The 14,387-nt window shown below is 58.3% G+C and carries 15 protein-coding genes; 2 read left to right on the plus strand and 13 right to left on the minus strand.

Annotated elements, in window-relative coordinates; genetic code table 11:
- Nucleotides 1-43: 43 nt before the first annotated feature.
- Entirely contained in the window at nt 44-733 is a 690-nt protein-coding gene (locus YA0848_RS08040) for an SOS response-associated peptidase family protein (protein ID WP_169868971.1), read from the plus strand.
- Between the two features lie 151 nt (nt 734-884).
- Here the strand turns inward: YA0848_RS08040 and YA0848_RS08045 are convergent, their stop codons facing one another.
- From YA0848_RS08045 to YA0848_RS08075, 7 genes are all read right to left on the minus strand, one after another.
- Entirely contained in the window at nt 885-1,403 is a 519-nt protein-coding gene (locus YA0848_RS08045) for a lysis system i-spanin subunit Rz (protein WP_198712400.1), read from the minus strand.
- Nucleotides 1,400-1,933 (minus strand): glycoside hydrolase family 19 protein, encoded by a 534-nt coding sequence (locus tag YA0848_RS08050; protein WP_198712401.1) that lies wholly within the window; start codon nt 1,931-1,933, stop codon nt 1,400-1,402. The genes YA0848_RS08045 and YA0848_RS08050 overlap by 4 nt, the downstream gene beginning before the upstream one ends.
- Before the next feature lie 254 nt (nt 1,934-2,187).
- Complete coding sequence (locus YA0848_RS08055; RefSeq protein WP_184336432.1) at nt 2,188-2,562, minus strand: hypothetical protein; 375 nt, start codon at nt 2,560-2,562, stop codon at nt 2,188-2,190.
- Nucleotides 2,559-3,440: a hypothetical protein gene (locus YA0848_RS08060; RefSeq protein ID WP_169903983.1), complete on the minus strand. Its 882-nt coding sequence runs from the start codon at nt 3,438-3,440 to the stop codon at nt 2,559-2,561. The genes YA0848_RS08055 and YA0848_RS08060 overlap by 4 nt, the downstream gene beginning before the upstream one ends.
- A gap of 64 nt (nt 3,441-3,504) precedes the next feature.
- Entirely contained in the window at nt 3,505-4,191 is a 687-nt protein-coding gene (locus YA0848_RS08065; RefSeq protein WP_198712402.1) for a hypothetical protein, read from the minus strand.
- Nucleotides 4,188-4,514, minus strand: a complete 327-nt coding sequence (locus YA0848_RS08070; RefSeq protein ID WP_104902949.1) for a hypothetical protein — start codon at nt 4,512-4,514, stop codon at nt 4,188-4,190. The genes YA0848_RS08065 and YA0848_RS08070 overlap by 4 nt, the downstream gene beginning before the upstream one ends.
- Nucleotides 4,511-8,269 carry a phage tail protein gene (locus YA0848_RS08075; protein ID WP_198712403.1) on the minus strand — a complete coding sequence of 1,253 codons (3,759 nt, stop codon included), beginning with the start codon at nt 8,267-8,269 and terminating at the stop codon, nt 4,511-4,513. The genes YA0848_RS08070 and YA0848_RS08075 overlap by 4 nt, the downstream gene beginning before the upstream one ends.
- A 135-nt stretch (nt 8,270-8,404) precedes the next feature.
- Here YA0848_RS08075 and YA0848_RS08080 point away from each other — a divergent pair, with 135 nt between their 5' ends.
- Nucleotides 8,405-8,785: a hypothetical protein gene (locus YA0848_RS08080; RefSeq protein ID WP_198712404.1), complete on the plus strand. Its 381-nt coding sequence runs from the start codon at nt 8,405-8,407 to the stop codon at nt 8,783-8,785.
- 6 nt (nt 8,786-8,791) lie between these two features.
- Here the strand turns inward: YA0848_RS08080 and YA0848_RS08085 are convergent, their stop codons facing one another.
- The 6 genes from YA0848_RS08085 to YA0848_RS08110 all read right to left on the minus strand — a co-directional run bounded on the left by YA0848_RS08085 (nt 8,792) and on the right by YA0848_RS08110 (nt 14,352).
- Complete coding sequence (locus YA0848_RS08085) at nt 8,792-9,379, minus strand: tail assembly protein (protein WP_198712405.1); 588 nt, start codon at nt 9,377-9,379, stop codon at nt 8,792-8,794.
- Complete coding sequence (locus YA0848_RS08090) at nt 9,376-10,158, minus strand: C40 family peptidase (RefSeq protein WP_198712406.1); 783 nt, start codon at nt 10,156-10,158, stop codon at nt 9,376-9,378. Before YA0848_RS08090 ends, YA0848_RS08085 begins: the two co-directional genes overlap by 4 nt.
- Before the next feature lie 2 nt (nt 10,159-10,160).
- Nucleotides 10,161-10,865 (minus strand): phage minor tail protein L, encoded by a 705-nt coding sequence (locus tag YA0848_RS08095; protein ID WP_198712407.1) that lies wholly within the window; start codon nt 10,863-10,865, stop codon nt 10,161-10,163.
- Between the two features lie 47 nt (nt 10,866-10,912).
- Entirely contained in the window at nt 10,913-11,263 is a 351-nt protein-coding gene (locus tag YA0848_RS08100; RefSeq protein WP_181081618.1) for a phage tail protein, read from the minus strand.
- A complete protein-coding gene (locus YA0848_RS08105) occupies nt 11,263-13,980 on the minus strand; it encodes a phage tail tape measure C-terminal domain-containing protein (RefSeq protein ID WP_198712408.1) in 2,718 nt (905 codons plus the stop codon). The genes YA0848_RS08100 and YA0848_RS08105 overlap by 1 nt, the downstream gene beginning before the upstream one ends.
- Before the next feature lie 66 nt (nt 13,981-14,046).
- The gene (locus tag YA0848_RS08110; protein ID WP_167418574.1) at nt 14,047-14,352 is read right to left on the minus strand and encodes a hypothetical protein; all 306 of its coding nucleotides are present in this window, start codon (nt 14,350-14,352) and stop codon (nt 14,047-14,049) included.
- Between the last annotated feature and the right edge of the window lie 35 nt (nt 14,353-14,387).

Raw genomic sequence — 14,387 nt, forward strand, 5'->3', positions numbered from 1 at the left:
CCGGCGCGCGGCTGTTCATCAAGCCCGACGAGCGGAGACAGTTATGTGCGGACGCCTTTCACAGTACAGCGGCATTCATGACTTCGTTGCGGCCCTCAGCATGCCGAACGCCATGGTCAACTCGGTCGGCGAACTGCCCCTGGAGCGATACAACGTCGCCCCCACCACCCAGGTCGCCGTGCTCCACGTACAGGGCGAACTCCTTTTGGCTGATCCGGTGCGCTGGGGATGGAGACCGCACTGGGCAACGGATCGCGCCGCGCCGATCAATGCCCGCGTCGAGAAAGTCGCCCACGGCCCGTTTTTCCGGGCAATCTGGCCGCACCGTGCAATCACACCAATCAATAACTGGTTTGAATGGGTCGATGAAGGCGGGCAGAAGAAACAGCCCTATCTGATCCGACGGCGCGACGGGGCGCCGATCTACTGCGCCGCTATTGGCCAGCTACCCAACGCTAACGAAGGCCCAGGTGAGCATGACGGATTTGTGATCATCACTGCCGACAGCGCAGGCGGCATGGTGGACATCCATGACCGGCGGCCCGTGGTGCTGAATCCCGAACTGGCTCGCGAATGGTTGGACCCGGCCACCCCCAAGGAGCGCGCCGAGCAGATGGTGCTCCATCAGGGCGAGCCGGCCGAGGTGTTCGAGTGGTACAAGGTCGACACAGCCGTGGGCAATGTGCGCAACAAAGGCGAGACGCTGATAACGCAAATTGGAGGTGTCAGCTGAAAATCCACATGACAAAAATTACGGCACTGATCCAACAGACCGTGAGAAGGATTGAGAGGCCCGCCAGTTGCTTGTCCATAAGGCACTGTCATTTTTGAGAACAAAAAGAATGGCCTCGATTTTTCGAATACGCAACGATGTCTAATAGCCATTATTGCGTGATGGTCCTTACGTATGCCTGGCATGCCCGTAAAGCAATCAGTCCTCGATCCCCGTCGCCGGTGATGCCGAGAATTCTTTGAGCATGCGCTGGGTCAAGTTGGGCTCGACGGACTGCATGAACCACGCCGACGGCGCCGGTGGCGGTAGGCATGTTGCAGCCACCGGCTGTATCGGCTGCGTCGATAAGGACTGACAGCCGCACATCAGCAGTGGCAAGGCGATCGCGCAGAGCAGCTTGGGTACGTTGGGCATCGGTCAATTCCTTGGTGTGTTGTTGGTCCTGGATGGCCAGCTGTTGCTCGGTGGCCAGGCGCTTGTCCTGTTCAGCGCGGGCCTGGGCGGCAGCGGCCATGCTGATCCTGGCCAGGTCGCCCTGGTGCAGGCCGGCCTGCTCGGCCAACTTCTTACCCATCCGCCAGTCCTGTACCTGCCAGGTCACGCCCGCGGCACTGGCCATCAGCGCCAACATCAGCATCAATAGGCCCGCCAGCTTCTGCATCGACGTCATGCCAGCACCTTCAGCGCCTTGTCGTATAGCGCCTGGCGGTCGTCCTGGCCGGTGAGCCCGCCATTGATACGCCTGGTGATCTTCGCGAACTGCCCCTGATCAGCGAGTGTATTCAGCCCAATAGTTGACCAGAACCAAGCCGCCGACATCGCGGCGTGCTGTGGTAGCTCCAGCAGTTCCGGATTGCTGATGAGGTCCAGGCCCAGCGCCTCGCCGCATGCCGCGTAATTCGCCCGGCCCGTGATCTGGATCAGGCCGCGCCCGCGGTACTTGGAGCCGTCGCCCTTCTGTGTATTGCCCAGGTCAGCGCGGCCTTCGTAGCCGGCCTGCTGCGCGGTGGGGCCCCAGATTTCGCGCACCCATCGCAACTGTCCAGATTCGTGCCCTACTTGGGCGATGAACGCCGCCACCCGCACGGTGCCCACGATGCCGTAACGGCTCATGGCCGTGTTTAAGGCAGGAACAAAAACGCCGGCTTGGCGGCCGGCGTTCGGGAGGATATGCAGCAATTGCTGCTCGGTGATCGGCATAACTTTCTCCAGGCAAAAAAATACCCGCTCGTGGCGGGTGGCGGTGTTTGGCAAAAACTCAAGACGCTGGTGGAGGGCTCAACCGATTGATCGTTGCGCGAGCTGCTGCGCGTGCGTCTTTGATGTCGTCCGGAATCGGTGTGCCATCCTCAAGCAGAGCGAAGGCATGCCAGTTGGTCTGGCTCAGATACGCCCGAGCCCGACCCAGGCTCAATTCATCCGTTATGTCTTGCGCCGTTTTAATCGGTTCAAGCTTACTCAAGTCCACCATTTTCTTTTCCTCCTCGGATATCAGGAAGTTCAGTTGCAGGGATCACCAAAGGCGAGGTATCGGGAAACTTCACCGGGCCGCTACGGGCGTCGATAACGATAGGTTCGGGAGGATTGCGGTATTCTTCCGGGCTATCCCACTGAACTGGAAGACGCAAAGTAAAATGCAGAGTTTTGCCGATGCGCTCGACATATTCGGTTCCTACAAAAAATTTATTGCCTACAGCGTCACCCGGTAAACGGAATCCGTCTGGAATACCGGACAAGTCAATTTCTTCTCCGTTTATCGTGATCACATCACCAGAAACAGAAGCCTCAAGCGGCCAGTCGGACAAGAAAGGAAACATTGTAATTTTCATTTCCAGCGCCCCCACACGTTAATAGTTGGTTGAAACGTTTGAGCGGTTGCCCCGTTTCTGATGATGAAGGCTATCGTGCTTAGGTCTGAAAGGTATTCAGCGACCACCCCGTAGAAGTCGTAAGTTATTTGTGGTTGCGCGTTGGTAGTAGACTTAAATGCAGCTCCAAGAGCGCCGTTAACCAAAGTAATGGGTAGGGATACAAAAATAGTTGTGAAAGCGTTAGCCGCAATCGTAGCTGTAAGAGGGGCTATCCCCCTTACGTTAACCTCACCGTTCGCATACCTGTTTACGAGGTATCCTCCGATTAGAGCTGAGGACATAAGCCCGCCTGAGCTAATGGGATCAGCTACGGAGTTTAAAGAATCGTAGATTTTCCCCCATGCACCGCTAGTACCGGCAGCGCGCCCCCTTCTATAAAGACTACCCGTACGCCAATCACCCAAAAGTTGATAGGCAAACTGACCGGCGGTGTCATACCCCATGTTGATCAGTGCGCCGTCGGTAACACCAGCCGGGTAGGCTCCCCCGTTATTAGCGTATGAGAATGAACCGCCGGCTTGGGTAGTAAACATTTGGTCGGGCGTGTATGACCTACTTTGCAATTGCCCCCCAAGACCACCCCAACCTGCTAGTAGCAGATTCCCGCTTGTACTATCAATACTAGAGGTAACTTTGACTAAACCTAAACCCGTCTGCGCGGTAGCTTGTGAAGTTCCCCCAGTCCCACCTTTCGAAACCGGAAGAGGCGAAGTAGGTGTGCCAATGCCCTGGTAGAGTTCCGAGGTCATTGCATTTATCTTTGAGTTCGCCACTCGCGGCGTGTCGCCTCCGAGACCTGTAGGCGGCGTACCGAGAATAATTTCTTGTCTTGCCATAGTTTTCTCCAGGCGAAAAAATACCCGCATAGCGGGTCGTTTAGATCGATTAATGAGTATCCGATCAGGTGCCGGGGAGTCTGGCAAATACAGCGCCGGGGGCGCCGATATTTGTCCATGGTGAGAGAGCGCTAATCCCAAACACCTGTAGCCTGTTCTCTGAATAGTTGAACCTTACAGCTGATGTTAGCCAGTTTGTGTGGTTCTGTAGTATTCCTCGCGAGAATGGGTTGATCATAAAGTACTCATCAGATTGCAGTGGCGCAACAGATCCATTCGCCCAGTAGTAAGCCTGTGCTGTCGCATTTAGAACTATCTGCCCCTGATATGACCATGAGTTATTGGCCCTCGTGAAGATCACCGGAGCAGCCCCTGAGTCGAAAATCAACACGCCATTTGCGCCCCACATCCTGAGCCCGTAATCGGCCTTGGTGATTGACGCGAACACTGCCGCAAACCACTTGCCTGTTGGCCTGAAGTCAATGTTCAGGGACGTTATTGAAAACCCAGTCCAAGCACCAGGACCGCCGCTTATGGTCATGCTCGTGTATAGCTCATTCGGTCTAGCCGAGCTGTTCTGAATGAATACGCACGGCGGCTCCGGCGTGGTTATGGCGGATGGGAACGACACTGACACCGACGAACTGCCGGATGCCTGATAGGTTCCACTGTACAGCGCACAAAGCCTAGGTTGCTCTGAGTCTATCTGTACATAGCTTCCATCGTTTACAACAGATAGACCGAACTTCAATTTTTGAACCTCATTACAAGCAACCTGAACTGTATTGTCGATCCTATAGCGCCAGGTTCATTTGGGTGTTTTGAACGTACAACAACCGAACCGACGCCTACCGACATAAACGGCATAGCGCTGTAGCAGTAGTTGTTAGCTGCGGCCTGGGTAGGAAGTATGACGGCTGTGCATGTTGCCGGGTTGAACCCGGCAATGTTTGCTGTAACTACGGCGCCCATGGCGAGCGTATAGACTGCATTGTGCAGCACCTGATAGGTGTAGCTGTCGGTATCCATTTCGAGCACGCCATTCGCGCTCCACGTTCTCACTCCATAGGTCATGGCGAAAGCCTCCCCACCAATACACGCAGCAGCTCGTTGATGTCGTACACCGAAAGGCCATCGTTGTTGAGCAGTGTCGAGCCACCGGTGCCGGCGCTGCGAAGCGTGAACGTGCCGGCCTTGACGTTGATCTCCAGCAGCGGCCGCCCCTTGGAGTCGACCGTCTCTGATTTCAGCGTCATCCCCAGAATGATCTCCTGGATGAATGCCTTGTTGATGACCGCTTGGTTTATGAAGACCTGGCCACCACTCACCACGAATGGCGTTATCAGTTGCCCGCTCACCTCATCCACAATTGCGAAGCGTTGAGCAAACGCGAGGATCTCCGATGTATTGCCGTCAGAGCCCAGGGAAAGCCCTGCCATCACCTTCTTGCCGTTGCTGGTGGTTTCGGCCTTGATCGTCGTCATCGACGAAACCTTCCCGTCAGTGGTGGCTTGGGCCTTGCTAACCACCTGAATTGCAGCCGCGTTCTCGCCGGATGACGCTTGCACGGTTTCAATCTTTTGAGCCAATGCCTTATCAGCGTCTGCTAGCGCGGAGGTTTCCTGCTTGAAAGCTGCCTCGTTACTGCTGACCTTGGCCCCAATGGTGGTAACTCGCTCTGCCAGAGCAGACGTAGCACTCGCTGCCGTTTTGGATACATCCAGAATGCTGGCTGTGTTTTCTTGGACCTTGGCTTCGACAATATCCGTCCGCTGCGACTGAGCAAAATCCCGCTCAGCAATTGCGGACATCAGCGACCAGGCCCCGGCCGAGGCGGTGTCGTCACCCGCACTGCCCTGCTCCGAGCCTGCAGAATCAGATTTCACCAATGCATAGACGCCTTCCAGGCGTTCAGCAGTGGCCGTGACCTTACCGTCCACTTCCTCGATAGCGGACTTGTTCTGACTGATTTCCAGGGCCATCGCTGCATTCGTTTCGGCGATGGTGCCTAGGTTGAACCAGTAGTTGGCGTTAGGCGGAATGGTGTCGACCGGTACCGCCTTGGTCGCCTGGAATAGCTGCTGGCCCACCCGAACCATATCGCCCTTGGCGTAGGTCTTTGTTGGAACGTACTCCAGTGCATCCACCACTTCAGAGATCAGGTTCTCCAACTCCTGCTTGGCTTTCTCTAAACGGTCGTTGACCGAGCCCGGCCCATCACCAGTAATCAGGTCGATCTCTTCCCGCAGGCTCTGGTACAGCGCGCCCTTGCCGATCTTCTCGGCGAAGTATTTGTCGTACTCGGTCTGGTCAGAACTGGCCCGGCCATTAACGGCGCCCGGGATCGGCCAGAACGGCCCGACGTTGCCGGTACGGTCCACCAGGCGAGCCCAGAAGTAGACGCTGGCCCCGGCTAGGATGTTCTGCATCTCATGCTTGGCCTGCGGGTAGCTGAAGTCGCTCAGCTTCAGCGCAGTGGTTAGGTCCGGTGACTGGCTGTACCAAAGCTCCGTCCGCTGGGTGTCCTCGGCGCCCGGCGGGAAGCCCCACTGGATGCCAATGCCATAGACCAGGCTGGAGGTGGTCAGGAACGCCACCGCCGGCGGCAGGCCAACCTTCCCTTCCAGGTTGGTCAGTGCCGACGTGGTCGGGATCGAGGACACATTGAGCGCACTCACCGCCCGCACCCTGGCCATGTATTGGCCGGAGTAAATGCCGCGCACATCGACCATCTGCTCGGCAGTGCGCGGCACAGTGACCCATTCGCGCGCGCCCCACTTCCATTCAACGTCATAAGCCACAGCGTTCGGTGCCGCGTCCCACGCGATGGACATGACGGTGACCGCAATCCCCTGCTCGATGACGACGTGCTGGCTGAGCATCACCCGGGCCGGAGCGTCCTGACTGCCCACGGGAATACCGGTTATTGGCCGAGGGTCCACCACGGCCCCGTTGTCGATTACTTCAAACTTACTCGGGTCGTGCTGAATAACTTCAAACTGGAACTGGTGCCACTCCGGCCGCGTGACGTTGCGGACGTAGAACTGCATCAGCTTCAGGTCTTCGTAGTCCAATATCCAGCCACACTCGGCCTGGGGCTGCTCGCTGAAATCGGCCATCACTGTGACGTCGCGCCCAGCAACCGACTTCACCACCCGCCCTTCGGACTTGCCGCTAGGCAGGTTGACCATCAGCCGCGCGCCGACCGGCACCACGGTATCGCGATCGAGCGTAACCACCCGTCCAGCGGCCGCAGCTATCCGGCCGCCGTTGTTCCGGCCAACCAGCATAGGGTCGGCTACCGCGATGACCTGGCCAGGCTTTGGAATATCACCGTCGAGCCCGACCCGAAACACACCGCCCTGGGTCTGCAGCTTTTCGGTCAGCGCCGCCCACTGCCCAGCGCGCTGCGCCTGACCCAGGGATGTGCAGCCGATGGCGTCGATGGAGGTGTCGCGCACGATTCCGCCAAGCTCGACCATAGCCTCATCATCAAACACCGGCTCCTTGTCGGTTTCAAAGCCCTGATCCGGATTGTCCCAGGACACCATGTAGAGCGTGTGCCGATCGCGAGCGCGGGTGCCTTCGTACTTGATAGCGCCATTGCTCAGGATCTGCGTCTGGTTGTACGTGTACACCGGGTCGCCGGGCATATCGGCATTGACCACGATCTGGCTGCCGTCCCAGTAGGCCAGGCCATGGAATATTGACGCCAGGTCCTGAAGCACGGCGTAGGCTTCGGCCTGCTTCTGGAAATAGAGGTTGCAGGTGAAGCGCGGCTCCATGCCCCCCTTCCCATCCGGAACCATTTGGTCGCAGTACTGCGCGATGCGATAGAGCGACCAGCGATCAACCATTGTCGCGTCGATCCGGTCGCCGAGCCCGTAGTACGGGTGCAGCACTAGGTCGTAGAAGATCCACGCCGGGTTGTTGGTGTAGGCCTCCTTGAAGGTGCCGTCCCAAATGCCGTTGCTTGTGCCGGTGCCCGACGTTGCGTAGGTGCGAGTTGTCGCGTCGTAGTTGCTCGGCACACGAATAATGCGGCCACGCATGAGGACGGCGATCTTGGCAATATCTCCGCCGAAAGTCTGGGCGTCGTACTCAAGACAGCTGACGGCGGTGAGCGGGTATTCCTGATCGCTGTCGACCACCTCGGCAATTGCCTTGACGATCATCTGGTCGACGACAAGGTCGGAGTTTGCATTTGGAGTCAGGCGGCGGACGCGAATAGTCCAGCGGTTGCCGGCGGGCAACTCCAGGCGGTGCGCTCGCTCGTACTCCGTGATGTTCTTGCGATCTACGGCCGATACCAGCACTTCAACGTAGGGGCCGTTGTCGGTGGATATGTCCACGGCGTAATCGATGTGCACGCCATTGATGTTGCCGGCGGCGTCCTGACGGCGAAGTGTTGGCCAACTCAGGCGGATGCGCACGGCATCGCTCATCGAGTTGGTGATCGTGTGCAGCCACGGCGTTCCGTAGATCAACTCCTTCTTGACGTCGATCTCGTTACTGGATTCCTGTATTCCCTCCAGGCGCTCCTGATTCAGCTCACCAGAACGGAATTGCCACTTCACGCTGGGATAGTTGATCGTGCCGTCCGCAGCCTTCACGGGGGTTCCGTTGAGCTTGACTGAGCGCAAGTCGTCGACCGGACCAACAATAGGACCCCAGCTCCACAGGTAGGTGATTCGCGCGGTAGAGATCGATGGCACGCTATTGGAGGCGATGCTCGGCTGCTTCTGCTTGGCCTGGCCGCCCTTTCCGCCAATCACAGCCCGGCGCTTACGAGGTGCTGCCCGGCGCGCCTTCTTTGCTACTGCGCTCATGCGCCCTCCAGAATGCAAAAACCCGCCGAAGCAGGTTGTGGCTTAAAAAGTTAACTCTTAGCTGTAGCTTGCAGATTGGTTTTGCTTCGTTTGAGGTTTTGATATACAAGCAGCTCACCGACATGGAGAGCCTCAATGATCGAATTTCGAGTAGAAGACGTAGATAAAAACGGCAACCTTTCCAATGAAACGGACGCTGTGGCCTGGTTGATAAAAGAGGGCGACAACTTGCACTGCACTTGCCCTAGCAGAGAGACGGCACGATATGCCTTGCAGTATTTCAAAAATTTAAGAATTGAAAAAAAGTACTTGGAGAATCGAGCACATCACGAAATAGTAGAAATCGAAGGGCTTAAGTATGTAGTTGCGACCCAGCTTGCTCTGGAGGCAATTAACACATTTAAGACTTTTCGAGAGTTGATGGCGGTTGTTTCCGATAAAAAAAACCCTTCAACTTCTGCAAAAGTATCCGACCCAAAAGACCCAACCTCGTCTATCGGAAAGCTCAAAGGTTAAACAGCCTCATGCATTGTCTTGGGTGTAGATCCCGCCAGACTCGACCGCGCCGCCGATCTCGCGCTCGCCGTAAAGCAGGGGGTATGGGTTGCCCTGGGCAATAGTCGTCACCGCCCCGCCGAAGCCGTAACTCGGGTTGTTGCCGTCATCGTTCTGGCCATCGGCGGTGGCCTTGGTGGTCGGCGACAGCATTTGCACAACGCCGCCCAGGCCAACAGCGGCGCCGGCGGCGAGAAGGCCCATCCCCAGAGTTGAGGTGGTGCCACCAGTAAACAGGCCGGCCACGATCAGCACCACGCCGAGCAGCGTCTGAAACATACCCGCCTGTTTGCTGCCCTGGATAATCGGCTGAATGCGGATATCGCCCTCACCCCGGCCCACCAGGTCAAGCTCCTGCTCGCCCAGATTGCGCTCATCGACGAACACGGCGAACACAAGGCCGCGCTCTTCTGCGGTGCGCAGGTACTTCTCGAAGCCCGGCTTCATCATGCACAGCGCCGCCATGGCATCACGGAAGCTGTGAACATCCAGGGTGTACTTCTTGCCAAACTTCTTACCCAGCACGCCGCCGAGCTTGATGGTGCGCATGGTCATGGGCGGTAGTCCTTGTGCCGGAGGATCAATTTGACGCGGTTCGCCATCGACCAACCGTAGATTTCACGGGCAGCCAGGCGGCCAGGCATGTGGTGGTAAATGAACGGCCCGGAGCCACCAAGTTTCGGCGCCGACTCGCTGATCAGCGACGGCTCATCGCCCAGGTAAATCACTGCGTGATTCGGGAAATAGCACTCCCGGCCTGGCGTGGGGATCTGCAACACCAGCATGTCGCCTCGCTTCGCCTCGTTTACCTGGTAGAAACCAGTCGCCGCGAAGTTGTCCTCGTAGAGGCTTGGGCCGTCTTTCTGCTCCCACCACAGGTCGGAGCGCTCGAAGTTTGGCAACTGCAGGCCCGCCTCGCGCGCGTACCAGTCACGGCACGCGGCCCAGCAGTCAAGCAGTCCATGGGAGAAGTCTCGGCCCAGCAGCGGCGCCTGGAAGCCCGAAGGCTTGAACCACTCGAAGTCACCGCCGGGCCAGGCGACAATGCCCCAGGGCAATTCATGCAGTTCGCAACTGACACGGTCGGCCATGCTCGGCGCCGGCGCCTTGTCGGGGTGGCTATGGATGATCGCCAGCACCTCGCCACGATCTTCCGCCCGGGCCATATCCTTATGGTCGATTTGGAAGTGCTCGCGCGGCGTGGTGGCCAAGTTTACGCAAGGCACGTACTCACGGCCGGCGGCGGACTTGATGACCACCCCGCAAGCCTCGGCCGGATAGTCCCGCTCAGCGTGCGCGCGGATCTCATCCTGCAGTTTTTGATTGATTCGCATGGCTACCTCGAACTTGCAATAAGGCTTGCGCCCATGGACCCGCCGAAGCGCCGCGTGTTGCCGCGAAGCTTGCAGCTGCTCCACCAGCCACCACAGCGATCCAGGGCAGGGTTATCCGTGGGCTGGTTCTTTTTGTCGAACATCGCGGCGCCGGTGTAGGCGCAGGCCTCTTGCCGGTAGCCGCCGCGGCAGGCCCAGCGGCAAAGCTTGGTGATCTGCTGGGAAGGTAGCATCTGCCCCTCCATGTCGGTGGGGCTCGACAGCGAGAACGTGACAGAGATGCTGGGCAGAGCCTCGGTCTTCTGCTCGATAAACCAGAGGTTCGTCCTGCTCTGGTTGCTGGCTTCCGGGTTCCCATCGGGGAAGTTGGCCGCATCCAGGAAGTGGCGGAAGGTCTCGATGACCTTAACCCTGGAGCCGGCCAGGTCACGGAACTGGAAGCACAGGGCGGTGATCGCGCCGCGCACGCCGCCGAGCTCGTCGTCAACCTGCAGCGTGGGTGTGGCTGGTCGGCCGTCGCCGCGGATGTCGAATCCCTTGGCCTCTATCTGCAGCGGCGAATAAAGCTGTCCCTGCCAGATGATGTCGCCCTCATGGGCGTGACCATGGAAACGCCAAACCGTCGCGCCCAGGCGTGTAGCGTCGAGCTCGTAGAGCCTGATCTGGTTGCCAGGCTCGAGCTTTTGAATGTCTGAGCTGTAGTTCATGGGGCCCCATAAACGAAAATCCCCGCACGGGCGGGGATCGATAAGGGTTAGGGTCGGGGGTTGAACACCTGCTTCACCGAAAAGGTGACGGTGTAGATGTTCGCGCCCAGCGCTTTCTTCTTGTAGCCGTTGGTTCGGTACCAGCCTTCTGGTTCCCCGGGCGGCGAGTAGCGGAAGGCCTTGTAGCCTTCGTGTCGATCGAGGAACTTGATCAACTCCGGCAACTCTTCGCCGGGGTAGTCTTCGCCGGTGTGCACCAGGTTCCAGACTTGGCTCTTGGTGTTGATACCAATCCCCCCGGCCTGGGCCATGCCATCGCCGAACTGGTTCTCCCATGTGCGCTGACTGACATCGCCGTCTGCCCCAGCCTCAACGTCAAAATCAAATGTCTCAGCCATCAACGCCTCCACAGCAGACCGTTCTGCCCCATTTCACGTTGGAGGAATCTCCTGAACTGAGCCTCCTGCCCCGCTTCCATCGCCTCTCCTTGGCGTCGAGCATCCTGGTCGCTCATGCCTGGTTGAGCCTGAACTGTTACCTGAGGGCTATAGACAATCTGAACGGGGCCGCCAGTAGGCGCACTCGATGCCCCGCCGGAGTCGACCATGGCAGCACGTCCATTACCAACTGACTCCAGGCTGCCAGCGCCGATCTGCGCATAGGGCTGGGCACCGCCCAGGCTGTTGTCGATCCTGGACAGCATTGCATCCAGTTTCGCGCTGGTTTGAGCAGTGGTCACCCGCTCGCCCTTTTGCAGGAACCAGCTGCCGTCTTCTGGAACCGAGTCGATACCGTCGTGCGCCATACCCGAGAGGGCAGTCATGCCCACCGCCTGCGCAAGAGGGCCGGTGACGGTCAGTGCTGTAGCCATCGCGGCAGGCGCAGCCGCTGGCCCGATGATCGGGATAGCGGCCGTTGACGCGTACGCGTTGAGCCCCGCCTGGAGCGACATCGCCGCAGCATTCGCACCCAATGTCGTCGCGGCGCCCGCCTGGGTAGTCTTACCCACCAACAGTTGCACACCTTGGTAGATCAGCCACTGGGCGGCCATGTCACTGAGAGCATTAAGCATTGACTTGGCGAAGTTACCGACCATGTCACCCAGGGCGTCGCCGGCATCCTCTGCGCCACTGGCCACGTCCGAGAAGAACGTGCCGAGACCACTGGTGCCTTGCTGTAGCGCTGTGTTAGTGAGGTCTGCGGCCTGGGCAGAATAGTCCCTCGCCGCGTCTGCGTAGTTCGCCCACGCTTCGTTGACGCCGTTCATCCAATTGGCTTGCTGCTCATAAGTGGCAGCATAAAAGTTCTGCTGATCTTGCAAACGCTTGTCGTACTCGCGCTTGAGGACCGCCGTTTCCTTCGCGTATAGCGAGTCTCCTATTTGACCGGTGTTGTGCTGCTCCTCAAGGTTAGCCACATCAGCTGCATATTTTTGGCGCATTGCCAGGTCAGCACGCATCCGGTCACGGGCCTTGTCGCCCATCCCAACGCCGGCAAGCTCCTGATCAAACCCGTCCTTTGTGGTTTGAGTGGCCAACGCTTGCGCATTCTTAAACGCCGTCAGCTTGAGGGCGTCCTCATTAGCTTTCTGGATCTCTTTGAGCTTATCGAGCTCGGCGGCCAACCCCATGAGTTCCTTCTTGCGCGCTTCGCTCAGGTTGCCGAGCTTGCCCTCCTGCAGCTCGAACGAAAGCTTCATTACCTCGGTGGCGTCTTTCTGCTTGTCGCCCGTGGTGTTGATCAGCGCAATCTGCCGCTTGTAGCCTTCCTCCGTCGTCTTGAAGGCGTTGTCCAGTGCCTTCTGCGCGGCCTCAGCGGCTTTATCCGGACCGTTTTTGCCCAGCAAGCCGGTGATGCTGGTGGCTGGAAGCACGGTCGCTGGCGTCTCTGGTGTTTCCGACTTGCCGTCATCCCACCCCATTTGCTTGGTGTAGCGCTTGTACTGGTCCAGCTTGGCCTCGGCCTCGCGCTGGGCGGCCTTCCAGTCCTTGTTCAGCAGAGCGTCACCAACGTACAGCGACGGGTCAGTAGCAATCTTTCCCAGTGGCCCGGATGCATTGTTGTAAGCGGCCAGGTTGTCGACCAGTTCCTGCTGCTTGGCAACGCCAGCCAGGTGGCGGTCCTTGTCGGAGCCGAACGCCGATGCTTTGAGCACCTGGTACTGGTTGATCAGGCTTTGCACGTCCGCCGGGAGGCGGGCTATGCCCTGAGCAGCAGCACCCGTTATTTTGAGCACCATCGCCGCCAGGTCGGTCATGCCCTGCTGAAACTCGGGATCAGTGACAATGGCGTGCAGTGAATCCATCGAGTCTTGCAAGGGACTGATATCAACGCTGGCCAGACCGGCAGCGAACTCGTTTTTGAGACCCTTGGCTTGGTCTTCCATATCCTTCAGCAGATCGTAGGTCTTCACAAGAGCGTCGATCTGCTTCTGGTCCATCGCAATGCCGTAGTCGCCGGCCTGCTTCGCCAGCTTGCGGAAGCCCTCGGCGTTGTTGTCCAGCAAGGGCAGCATCCGCGATAGGTCGTTGCCAAGGCTTTCAAGGATGTTGATCTTCTCAGCCTGAGTGCCGACGCTCTCCAAGCCTTTGGCGATCGCCAGCAGTTGCTGGTCAGGTGTGAGCGTGGCAAGCGCCTTGGCCGAAAGCCCTAGCTTGTTCAGCGCGTCTACCGCCTCACCGCCGTTAGTGATCAGCACGTCACCGATCTTGTCTCCAATGTCCTTGAAGATATCGGCCATGTTGTCGCCGGATAGACCGGCGCGCTCGGCGGCGTACTGCCACTCCTGGAGTGACCGAGTGTTCATCCCAAGCGACTTGGCCCAGCGCTGCGTCTCGGCTGTCGCCTCTGCGGTCTGCTTGAGCATTGCCAGGGAGGCGGCGCCGGCAGCGGCGGCGCCAGTGACCAGGCTGGCGACCGCAGTGCCGGCGAGCTTTCCAGCTTGTTCTGCGGATAACCCCATGCGATTAAAGGCACGGTCCACTACGCCTAGGTTACCGTCGATTTTCTTGCTTGCATTGCCGACAGCGTTATCAGCACGGTTCAGCTCACTGCGCAGCTGTTGCGTAGTCGCCTCAATGCGCACCAGCATCCCGTGTACGTCAGTGTCGGCCATACTTTTCTCCAGGCAAAAAAAACCCAGCACGTGGCTGGGCTCTTCGTGTTCTATTTCTAAAGCGGGTCACGGGTTCGCGGTATCTGTAGTGGTGAAGCTCGCCACCTTGCCGGTGGAGTCCAACACAACACTCAATGCTTGATTGGTGTAGCTGGAGCCAGCGAAACCTACCTTTGCATAACCCCAAGACATAACTTGCGTTCCATCGGAGTTTCGCGCGGTAACCAAAGGCTTCCCAAAACTGCTGAGCAAGTCCTGCTTGGTTGTTACGCCCTGTTTGATTTGGTCAAGTTGGGCTTGAGTAACAGGCTTGCCGTATGTACTGCAGGCTACCAGCAGGCATACCGCTATTAAAGTGAGTACCTTTTTCATGACGTAGCTACCTCTCCATTTGAGAGCGCAATCTA

Origin of the sequence: Pseudomonas sp. S4_EA_1b (genome assembly GCF_016307435.1) — a bacterium.
Taxonomy (GTDB): domain Bacteria; phylum Pseudomonadota; class Gammaproteobacteria; order Pseudomonadales; family Pseudomonadaceae; genus Aquipseudomonas; species Aquipseudomonas rhodesiae.